9 protein-coding genes are annotated in these 10982 nt (G+C 58.5%); 3 read left to right on the forward strand and 6 right to left on the reverse strand.

Annotation, left to right across the window (positions count from 1 at the left end):
* The first annotated feature begins 396 nt into the window (after positions 1-396).
* Positions 397-3264, forward strand: a complete 2868-nt coding sequence (gene rapA, locus AACW87_RS01565; protein ID WP_241326387.1) for an RNA polymerase-associated protein RapA — start codon at positions 397-399, stop codon at positions 3262-3264.
* 109 nt (positions 3265-3373) lie between these two features.
* A complete protein-coding gene (gene rluA / locus AACW87_RS01570) occupies positions 3374-4030 on the forward strand; it encodes a bifunctional tRNA pseudouridine(32) synthase/23S rRNA pseudouridine(746) synthase RluA (RefSeq protein ID WP_043142040.1) in 657 nt (218 codons plus the stop codon).
* Between the two features lie 58 nt (positions 4031-4088).
* Here rluA and AACW87_RS01575 read toward each other — a convergent pair whose 3' ends face one another.
* The 5 genes from AACW87_RS01575 to AACW87_RS01595 all read right to left on the reverse strand — a co-directional run bounded on the left by AACW87_RS01575 (position 4089) and on the right by AACW87_RS01595 (position 8852).
* Complete coding sequence (locus AACW87_RS01575) at positions 4089-4277, reverse strand: hypothetical protein (protein ID WP_080741189.1); 189 nt, start codon at positions 4275-4277, stop codon at positions 4089-4091.
* 58 nt (positions 4278-4335) lie between these two features.
* The gene (locus AACW87_RS01580; protein WP_098980676.1) at positions 4336-6267 is read right to left on the reverse strand and encodes a putative bifunctional diguanylate cyclase/phosphodiesterase; all 1932 of its coding nucleotides are present in this window, start codon (positions 6265-6267) and stop codon (positions 4336-4338) included.
* Positions 6268-6290: 23 nt separating this feature from the next.
* Positions 6291-6788, reverse strand: coding sequence for a molybdopterin-binding oxidoreductase (locus AACW87_RS01585; protein WP_172955411.1), 498 nt, complete (start codon positions 6786-6788; stop codon positions 6291-6293).
* Positions 6789-6884: 96 nt separating this feature from the next.
* Positions 6885-8519, reverse strand: a complete 1635-nt coding sequence (groL, locus tag AACW87_RS01590) for a chaperonin GroEL (RefSeq protein ID WP_043554921.1) — start codon at positions 8517-8519, stop codon at positions 6885-6887.
* A 39-nt stretch (positions 8520-8558) separates the two neighbouring features.
* Positions 8559-8852 (reverse strand): co-chaperone GroES, encoded by a 294-nt coding sequence (locus AACW87_RS01595; RefSeq protein WP_005318973.1) that lies wholly within the window; start codon positions 8850-8852, stop codon positions 8559-8561.
* 233 nt (positions 8853-9085) lie between these two features.
* On the opposite strand from AACW87_RS01595, the gene AACW87_RS01600 reads away from it, so the two are divergent.
* Positions 9086-10438: an MATE family efflux transporter gene (locus AACW87_RS01600; protein WP_445206840.1), complete on the forward strand. Its 1353-nt coding sequence runs from the start codon at positions 9086-9088 to the stop codon at positions 10436-10438.
* Positions 10439-10462: 24 nt separating this feature from the next.
* Here the strand turns inward: AACW87_RS01600 and AACW87_RS01605 are convergent, their stop codons facing one another.
* Entirely contained in the window at positions 10463-10939 is a 477-nt protein-coding gene (locus AACW87_RS01605) for an FxsA family protein (protein ID WP_043142052.1), read from the reverse strand.
* Positions 10940-10982: the final 43 nt, after the last annotated feature.

The following is a 10982-nucleotide window of genomic DNA, read 5'->3' on the forward strand; positions in this document are numbered from 1 at the left end:
GTGTTGCTGCGGGAGTGGAATTCTACTCAACCGCCTTCTCGAGTCAAGCCTTATTTTCAAAGGCTTTTCGAGGCACCGACTGGGGTGTTTGCGTTGCCGCTTGCCCTGTCGATGTGGCGCATTATAGGGATCTGGATCACGCTGGCAAGAGATGTTTCGAATTAAATTCGAATTATTAGCTCAACCGCTCATCAATCCACCAAAAAGCCTATTTATCCCGCAATAAGACGCTCATTTGACGACATAGAGCTGTCTTCAGTGATGCCTTGCCGGTTACAGATCAAGGTTGTGGTGATTTGGTGTCACCACATCTATATGCATGGTGATCGAGGTCACGCCTTCGGGTAACATAGCGCCCCTTTGCGATTCACACACTCTTGGGCTTTGGAGAGTTTAATGCCTTTTGCACTTGGCCAGCGTTGGATTAGTGATACAGAGACGGATCTGGGGTTGGGGACTGTCGTTGCTGTTGAAGGACGCATGGTGACCCTGTTGTTTCCGGCTACCGGTGAAAACCGCATGTATGCCAAAGAAGAAGCGCCGGTCACCCGGGTCAGCTTCAATGTGGGCGATCAGATAGCCAGTCATGAAGACTGGACCATGACGGTCGAAGAAGTGCAGGAGAAAAACGGTCTGCTTATATATGTAGGTGTACGCACCGACAACGATGAGCCCGTTGCCCTCAAGGAAGTGTTTCTCAACAACTTCATCAAGTTCAACAAGCCGCAGGATCGCCTGTTCGCCGGTCAGATTGACCGTATGTCCCGTTTTACCCTGCGCTACGAAGCCCTGATCAACCAGCACCAGCGGCGGCGCAATCCGACCCGAGGTCTGGCCGGCGGCCGGGTCAGCCTGATCCCGCACCAGCTTTATATCGCCCATGAAGTGGGCCACCGCTACGCTCCGCGCGTGTTGCTGGCTGATGAAGTGGGCCTGGGCAAGACCATAGAAGCGGGCATGATCATCCATCAACAGCTGCTCTCGGGGCGTGCCCATCGCGTGCTCATCCTGCTGCCCGAGACTCTCCAGCACCAGTGGCTGGTCGAGATGCTGCGCCGCTTCAACCTGCACTTCTCCCTGTTTGACGAGGAGCGCTGCATCGAGGCGTTCGCCGATGCGGAGAACCCCTTCGAAACCGAACAGCTGGTGATCTGCAGCCTCGACTTCCTGCGCAAGAAGCGTCGTCGCTTCGAACAGGTGCTGGAAGCCGAGTGGGATCTGCTGGTTGTCGACGAGGCGCACCACCTGGAGTGGAGCGAGGAGGCCCCGAGCCGCGCCTACGAGATGGTGGAAGCGTTGGCCGAACAGGTGCCTGGCGTACTGCTGCTGACCGCGACCCCGGATCAGCTGGGCCACCAGAGCCACTTTGCCCGTCTGCGCCTGCTCGATCCCGAGCGCTTCTACGACTACGACGCCTTCCTCACCGAGGAGCAGGCCTATGGCCAGGTCGCCAGCGCCGCCCAGGAGCTGCTGGATGGCGAGAGCCTGAGCGACGAAGCGAAGCAGATCCTCGCCAGCCAGCTGGAAGGGCTGGATCTGAGCGATGCCGCCGCCCGCCAGCAGGCCGTCGCCACGTTGCTGGATCAGCACGGCACAGGCCGGGTGCTGTTTCGCAACAGCCGCGCCAATATTCAGGGCTTCCCGGAGCGTCACCTCAACGTCTACCCCATGCCGCTGCCGGAGCAGTACAAGACCGCCATCAAGGTGATGGGCATGATGGGCGGCAACGGCGGTGAGCTGCAGACTCGCGCCCTGCGCTACCTCTATCCGGAGAAGATCTTCCAGCAATTTGAAGGCGAGAACGCAACCTGGACCCAGTTTGATCCCCGCGTTGACTGGCTGCTGGAGCTGCTGCTCTCGGCCCGCCAACAGAAGGTACTGGTGATCTGCTCGGAAGCGGCTACCGCCATCGCGCTGGAAGAGGCGCTGCGTACCCGTGAAGGGATCCGCGGCACAGTATTCCACGAAGGAATGTCCATTCTGGAGCGGGACAAGGCCTCGGCCTATTTCGCCCAGCAAGAGAGCGGTGCTCAGGTGTTGCTCTGTTCCGAGATAGGTTCAGAGGGTCGCAACTTCCAGTTTGCCAGCCATCTGGTGCTGTTCGATCTGCCCCTCAACCCGGATCTGCTGGAACAGCGCATCGGCCGCCTGGATCGCATCGGTCAGCAAAATACCGTCGAGATCCACGTTCCCTATCTGGAAGGGACTGCCCAGCGTGCCTTGCAGCTCTGGTACCACGATGGACTGGATGCGTTCGAGCAGACCTGTCCGACCGCCCGCCCGGTATTCGAAGCCGTGCGTGAGGAATTGTTTGAACTGCTTGCCGCCAACACGGGTGATCAAGCCGCTCTGGATGCCCTTCTGGCAAGGACACGGGAGATCCACGAGCCGCTCAAATCCCGCATGGAGCAGGGGCGCGATCGCCTGCTGGAGATCCACTCCAGCGGTGGCGTGGCTGCGCAGCAACTGGTCGACAAGCTGACTGCCGAAGACGATGACACCGGCATGATCTCCTTCGCCCTCAAGATGTTCGACGAGATCGGCGTCAATCAGGATGACCGTGGCGAGAATGCTCTGGTGCTGACGCCGGGGGATCACATGCTGGTCTCCAGCTTCCCGGGTCTGCCCCAGGATGGCATGACCATCACCTTCGATCGTCCGACCGCCCTGTCGCGAGATGACATGGCGCTACTCTCCTGGGATCACCCCATGATGCGCGGTGGCATCGACCTCATCCTGGGCTCCGAGATCGGTGCCACTTCGGTGGCCCTGCTCAAGAACAAGGCGCTGCCGGTCGGCTCCATCCTGCTTGAGCTCATCTTCGTGGCCGAGTCTGCGGCTCATCCCCAGCTCTACCGCTTCATGCCGCCGACGCCAATTCGCCTGCTGATGGACAAGAACGGCCAGAACCTGGGTGAGAAGGTGGCGTTCGATGCCTTCAACCGCCAGCTGACCCCGGTCAACCGCCACCTTGGCAGCAAGCTGGTGACCGCTTCCCAGCCGGTGATCCACGGCCTGATTGGCAAGGGCCAGCCGATTGCCGAAGAGCTGAAAGCCGGGATTGTCGACAAGGCGCGCGCCCAGATGGCGCAGACCCTGCAGCAGGACCTGGATCGTCTCGAAGCACTCAAGGCGGTCAACCCGAACGTGCGCGACAGCGAACTGGATTATCTGCGCAATCTGCAGGCAGAATTGCACCACCTGATCGATCAGACCCAACTCAAGCTGGATGCCATCCGCTTTATCGTGGTCACCCATAACTGACGCGATACTGAAGAGACATGACCGGCTCACGCGGGATCCCATGCCCTTTATGATTGTGGTTACCCATAACCGATGGGGGCTTGCTCCCACCTTCTGATGCGAGACATTTATGTTTGAATACTCACCGCCTCTGGAACCCTGGCTCGATATCCTGTTCAAGGACAAGGACATCATGGTGGTCAACAAGCCCACTGGCCTGCTGAGCGTCCCCGGGCGCGGCCCCGAGAATGAAGACAGCGTCCTGCATCGGGTGAAGCAGCAGCACCCCAAGGCGGCGGCAGCCCATCGCCTCGACATGTCTACCACAGGCGTCATTGTCATCCCTCTTACTCCCAATGCCCATCGGGAGCTGAGCCGGCAATTTCGCGAGCGGGAGACCGAGAAGCACTACCTCGCCTGGGTGTGGGGCGAGCCGGAAGCGGACTCGGGTCAGGTCGACCTGCCACTCTGTGTCGACTGGCCCAACCGTCCGAAACAGAAGGTGGACTTTGAGGAGGGGCGCCACGCCCTGACCCTATGGGAAAAGCTGAAGGTGGAGAACGGCAACAGCCTGATCAAGCTGACCCCCATCACGGGCCGTTCACACCAGTTGCGCGTCCATATGCTGGAGCTGGGGCACCCCATACTGGGTGACAACCTCTATGCTCATCCAGACGCACTGGCGGCGGCCCCCCATCTCTACCTGCATGCGGCCATGCTGACCATCAGCCACCCGCGCAGCGGCGAGCGGATGACCTTTGAAGCTCCCGCACCTTTTTCGCTATAGGCCAGATCGTGGACATAAAAAAAGCCCCCATCAACTGATGAGGGCTTTTTCATTATGATCAGACGCGAATATCGATTTTACTCCCCAGTGTGGAGCTGGCCGATGTCGCTGCGGTCGGGGCTGATTGAGCAGCCGTCTGGAGCAGTTTCAAAGCGGCTTCACCATCCTGGGTTTGCTGTTTCTTGGCCAGACTGGCTGTCAGCAAAGCAGAACCAAATGACGTTGATGCAGAACTAGATATATCCATGGTGTACCTCCTGCCCTAAGACTATCGGCCATCCTGTGCCAGACATGAATCATTTTGGCTAGATTAAATACGTCTTGTTGGGTTGACGCCGCTCCAGCCACTGCTCTTCCATCTCCAGCAAGGTCTGATAGACCTTCTCTGCCTGCTCGGGGCGACTGAACAGATAGCCTTGTCCGTAAAGATGAATGTCGGTGAGGGTGCGCAGCACATCGAGCTGGGCCTGGGTTTCGATTCCCTCACACACCAGACTCTTGCCCAGCATGGAGCCCATGCGGCAAATGTTGGCGACCAGCTCCGAGGCTTCTACCGAGGTATCGATCCCCTGAATGAAGGAGCGATCTATCTTCACCTTGCTGACCGGCAGTTTCTGCAGATAGCTGAGGGAGGAGTAGCCGGTCCCGAAGTCATCCAGTGCCAGCTGTACCCCCTGCTGATTGAGATCCTGCATCAGCTGCAAGGAATTTTTCACCTCACGCATGGTGGTGTCTTCCGTCACTTCCAGTACCAGGCTGGCAGCCGGGATATGGTGCTCCATCAAGGCCTTGGCCACCAGCTTCAACAAGTTGCGCTGGTACATGCCAGGCGAGATGTTCACGCACATCTGCAAGTCAACCAGCCCGAGCTGCTGCCACTGATAGAGCTGTTCACAGGCGGTATTCAGCACCCAGCTGCCCAGTTTCTCGGCCAGCTGGAACTCTTCCGCCACCTGGATCACCTCATTGGGCGGAATGAAGCCCAATTCGGGGTGGCGCCAGCGCAGCAACGCTTCGACCGCCTCGCAGCGGCCACTTTCGAGATTGACGATGGGCTGGTAATAGAGCTCGAGTGCGTTGTGCTCCAGCGCCATTATCATGTCGCTGGCCAGATGCTTGCGACGCGCCGTCTCATTGAGCAGCGAATTGTCATAGATGACATAAGGGACATGGGTCTTGCGACTGTGGAACAGCGCCTGCTCGGCCCGACTGAGCAGCTCCTGCGTCAGCTTGCTGTCCATCGGGAAGAAAGCGATACCAATCCCCACTTCCAGCCGGAACGGATAATTGTCGATGATGATGTCCTGCTTGAGCGCATGGAGCAGGCGGGCCACCAGCTCCCTTACCTGCCGCAGGTCACTGCTCTCGCGCTGGATCATGGCAAACTGATCGCCCCCCAGGCGCGCGACCCACTCGCCATTTTCACACAGACTGCGGATCCGCTTTGCCAGCTCCTGCAGCAGGAAGTCACCTGTGTTGTAGCCGAACTTGCTGTTGATATCGCGAAAATCATTGATATCCACCAGCACCAGGCCAAATGGCGTTTCCTTGGTCGCGTAGGACTCCATCTTCTCCAGCAACGCCAGCCGGTTGGCTAGCCCGGTCAGGGGATCGACCCGTGCCGCACGGAAGTGCCGGCGAGCCTCGCGGATCAGCAGGCCACTGAGCAGCATCACCGACAGCACTAGGCCGGATACCATGAACAGCAGGGCATTGCGCAGCTGACCGAAACGCTTGTCATTGCCCGAATAGACGTTGATGTTCTTCTGCATGACAGACGCAAGGGAGTAAGAGAGGGGTTCCTGCAAGGGGGCCAGTCGCATCATTATTTGCTGATAGTCCGGCGTACCAGACTTCAGCTGGGTGATGTTGGGCTCCATCTCGCGGATATTGCTTTCGATCAGCTGCACCAGCCGTAGCGTCTTCTGCTTGTCCTTCATGCTCTGGCGCAGCTGGCCACTGAGCAGAATGGGCGTGCGGCTCCAGAGGATGTCGTAACGCAGCATCAGGGTGTCGTGATCGATACCGCCATAATGATAGATCTCGACGGAGTTGAGGAAGCGCCCCAACTCCAGCTGCAGTTGCATCAGGGCCCAGGAGACATCATAGGTATATTTCTCCATCACCCGGGTCGCATTCTGTATCTGCGCGAGGCAATACAGGGTACTTCCCGTGAACAACAGGATGGATAGATAAAGCACCACAAGTAAAGGCCACGCCTTGGTCTTTGCTTTCACCCGCACTCCCGCAAACCATTCTATCAATGCTGGATATCAACCGAACTCAGTTGCCAGATCATCATGTCGGTAAATTCTGACCGTTTCAGCTCAGGATACTGATCCAGCGGTAGGATAAACCAAAGCGGCCCCTTATTCCGTACCCGCATGGTAACCCCGTCATCCTGCCAGGCCAGAATAGGATCATATTGTTTGACCTTATCCCAGTTGATCCTGATCTGGAAACTGTTCAATGCGGTCAGAGTAATGGCCTTGCCATCCGCCCCGACGGCAGTCAGCACATCTGCCAGTTTGGGCCCCACATACTTGTGCGGTTTGTCGACCCAGGGGTTGCTCGTCACTATCTCGTGCTGTGGCAGCGCCTTGAGCATGGCCAGATCGAAGGCAACGACCCCCTCGGTCGCCTCGGCGGGCATCACATTGCCGGTCACCTTCAAGATGACGGGTCCCTGCGGCGCCTCCAGGGCCATGGCTGGCATTGCCAGAGAAAACAGTAATGTAATCAAACCCAGTACACGCATATTCACCTCAGATAAAGTTGCCAACGATAGACTCAGTTTAGTCGCCATAAAAAAAAACGGCTCGCAAAAGCGAGCCGTTTGGTAACCATGGCCGAATTACATCATGCCCATGCCACCCATGCCGCCCATGTCAGGCATGGCAGGGGTATCTTTCTTCGGCAGCTCGGTGATCATGCACTCTGTGGTGATCATCAGGCCGGCGATGGAAGAGGCGAACTGCAGCGCAGAACGGGTCACCTTGGTCGGATCCAGGATACCCATGGCCAGCATGTCACCGTACTGTTCGGTGTAAGCGTTGTAACCGAAGTTGCCTTCACCATTCTTCACGGCGTTGGCAATGACGGAGGCTTCTTCGCCGGCGTTGATGACGATCTGACGCAGCGGAGCTTCCATGGCGCGCAAGGCAACCTTGATACCCACGTTCTGGTCTTCGTTGTCACCGCGCAGATTGGCCAGCTTGGCAGCGACGCGCACCAGCGCGACACCACCACCGGCAACCACGCCTTCTTCTACGGCGGCGCGAGTTGCGTGCAGGGCATCGTCAACGCGGGCTTTCTTCTCTTTCATCTCGACTTCGGTAGCGGCGCCGACCTTGATCACGGCAACGCCGCCAGCCAGCTTGGCTACGCGCTCTTGCAGCTTCTCACGGTCGTAATCGGAAGAGGTATCTTCGATCTGCTGACGGATCTGGGCCACACGGCTCTCGATCAGGGCTGCATCACCTACGCCATCGATGATGGTGGTGTTTTCTTTGGTGATGACGATGCGCTTGGCACGGCCCAGGTCTTCCAGGGTCGCTTTTTCCAGCTCCATGCCCACTTCTTCGGAGATCACGGTACCACCGGTCAGCATGGCGATATCCTGCAGCATGGCCTTGCGACGGTCACCGAAACCGGGTGCCTTGACGGCAGCCACTTTCACTATGCCGCGCATGGTGTTGACCACCAGGGTCGCCAGCGCTTCGCCTTCCACGTCTTCGGCAACGATCAGCAACGGCTTGCCTGCTTTGGCAACGCCTTCCAGCACCGGCAGCATCTCGCGGATGTTGGACACTTTCTTGTCAACCAGCAGGATGAAGGGATCATCCAGCTCGACGGAACCGGTTTCCGGCTTGTTGACGAAGTAGGGGGAGAGATAGCCGCGATCGAACTGCATGCCTTCTACTACAGCCAGCTCGTCGTCCAGGCCCTGACCGTCTTCAACCGTGATGACGCCATCACGACCGACTTTATCCATGGCTTCGGCAATCAGCTTGCCCACTTTCTCATCGGAGTTGGCGGAGATGGTACCCACCTGAGCGATGGCATTGTTGTCGGCACACGGCTGGGACAGCACTTGCAGCTCGGCAACGGCAGCGATGACGGCCTTGTCGATGCCGCGCTTCAGATCCATCGGGTTCATGCCGGCGGCAACGGCCTTCAGGCCTTCGTTGACGATGGCCTGAGCCAGTACGGTCGCCGTGGTGGTACCGTCACCGGCAGCATCGTTGGCCTTGGAAGCAACTTCCTTGACCATCTGGGCACCCATGTTCATGAACTTGTCTTCCAGCTCGATTTCGCGAGCAACGGAGACGCCATCCTTGGTGATGGTCGGGGCACCGAAGGACTTGTCCAGTACCACGTTGCGGCCTTTCGGGCCCAGGGTGACCTTGACGGCATCGGCCAGGATGTTGACGCCTTCGAGCATCTTGATGCGGGCTTCGTTGCCAAACTTGACTTCTTTAGCTGCCATTTTCTTCAATCCTTATATCAATTCGGGGAAAAGGGTGAATTACGCTTCGACAATCGCCAGGATGTCGGTCTCGGACAGGATCAGCACATCCTGACCATCCAGCTTCTCGGTCTTCACACCGTAGCCTTCGTTGAAGATCACCTTGTCACCCACCTTGACGGCGAGGGCTTTGACGTCGCCATTGTCCAGAATTCGGCCAGTCCCCACGGCAAGTACTTCACCACGGGTGGACTTCTGGGCCGCAGTACCAGTCAAGACAATGCCGCCAGCGGATTTGGCTTCAGCTTCGATGCGCTTGATGATGACGCGGTCGTGCAGTGGACGAATTTTCATCGATAACTCTCCCAAAATGAGTCTCTGTGTTGCTTTGAGGAATGGCCATTCCTGGCCAAATTAGATATGCCTCTGATGTGGGGCGTTTTTGTTAACCCTTCAAGGGCAAATACAAAAAAAATATTTTCACGTACTATGAATATCTTCGATGGATCGCCCGTGTCCCGGTCAGGAAACCGGATTTGCGCTGCTTGCAGCCAGAACGCACTTCGCCAGATGCAAGAGACGAGCCCGTGACCCGACCCAATCCCATGCTGACCGCCCCCATGACCTCCGTGTTGTTGCGCATGACGGGCCCCATGATACTCGGCATAGTCGCCATACTGGCGTTCAACCTGGTCGACACCTTCTTCATCGGCATGCTGGGCACCCAGGCGCTGGCGGCCATCAGTTTTACCTTCCCGGTCACTTTCGTGGTGACCTCGCTGGCGATGGGGCTGGGGGCCGGGCTCTCGGCCGTGATTGGTCACGCGCTCGGCCAGGGCCGGCATGACGAAGCCGCCCGCATCACCACCGACAGCCTGTTTCTGGCCGTTGTGCTGGTCACCCTGCTCTCCGTACTGGGCGCCCTGACGATAGTTCCCCTCTTCACCCTGCTCGGGGCTAGCCGTGAGCTCATCTCGCTGATCCACGACTACATGCTGATCTGGTACCTCACTGTGCCTCTGCTGGCGCTGCCCATGGTGGGCAATGCCGCCATCCGGGCCACCGGGGATACCAAGACCCCGAGCCTAGTGATGGGGGTGGCGGGACTGGTCAACGGTATGCTGGATCCCCTGCTCATCTTCGGCATAGGTCCTTTTCCCGAGTGGGGGATCCGCGGGGCTGCCATTGCCACCTCGATCTCCTGGTTGATGGCCATGCTGGTCAGCCTCTATATATTGCGCCATCGGGAAGGCTTGCTGCGCTGGCGCCTATCCCCGCGCCCGCAGTTGCTGGTTCACTGGCGCGCCCTGCTGCACGTGGCGGTACCGGCCTCCTTTACCAACATACTCAACCCGCTGGCCAATGCCGTGTTGATGACCATCTTCGCCGGATTGGGCACCGAGGTGGTGGCCGCCTATGGCGCCGCATCGAGAGTGGAAGCCTTGCTGCTGATCGTGATGATGGCGCTCTCTTCCGTGCTGGCCCCCTTCATTTCTCAAAACTGCGGAGCGGGCAACCCGGCTCGCGCCAAGGCGGCACTGCAGTTCTGCATGCGCTTTGCCCTGCTGTTCCAGCTCGGCGTCTACGCCCTGACCTGGCTGCTGGCACCGCTCATCGCCAACCTGTTCAGCGATCACCCGCAGGTGGTGCGTCTCATCATCCTTTATCTGCATCTGGTGCCCATAGGTTACGGCTTCCAGGGCATGGTGATGCTGCTGGCCTCGGCGCTCAACGGTGTCAGGGCCTCGAGCGTCTCGTTTCTGTTCAACGGGTTGCGACTGTTTGTCTTCTTGCTGCCAGGAGCCTGGCTGGGGGCGGAACTGGGTGGGGAACAGGGGGTCTATCTGGGGATACTGCTGGCCAATCTGGCGGCGGGCATACTGGCCTGGTGGTATGCCCGTCACCGCTTCGAACGGCTGTGCCATCAGGGCAGGCCCTGACAGGCACAGTCTCAATACTGAGGTTTATTCTTTACGTTCAAATTCGCCTTCTATGGTGGTCCCGCCACGATTGGCCTCACCCGGTTGTTCCTCACCAGGACGCGCCTCGAACGTAGGCTGCTGCGCCTGAAAACCGCCCATCTGCATCCTGAACTGGCCGCTGCCCACCAGCTTGTCGGCCAACCTGTTGCGCAGCCAGGGCTGCAACAGCAAGATACCGAAGATATCGGTCACAAACCCCGGAATGATCAGCAGCAAGCCGGCCAGCGCCAGCATCATGCCCCCTATCACCTCGCGGCCCGGCATCTCGCCCTGCTGCATCTTTTGCTGCGCATTGAGCAGGGTCTTGATGCCTTCACTGCGCACCAGCGATGACCCGATCACGGCGGTCAGCACCAGCAAGCCGACGGTTGGCAAGGCGCCAATCACTGAACCCACCTCGATCATCACGGTTAGCTCGAGCAGCACCAGACCGACCAACAACAGAAATAACTTGCCCATAACAACCTCAGTGCGGGTGAATTTGAATGAATCTCAGGTCGGT

The organism is Aeromonas sp. MR7 (genome assembly GCF_963899385.1).
Classification (GTDB): domain Bacteria; phylum Pseudomonadota; class Gammaproteobacteria; order Enterobacterales; family Aeromonadaceae; genus Aeromonas; species Aeromonas bestiarum.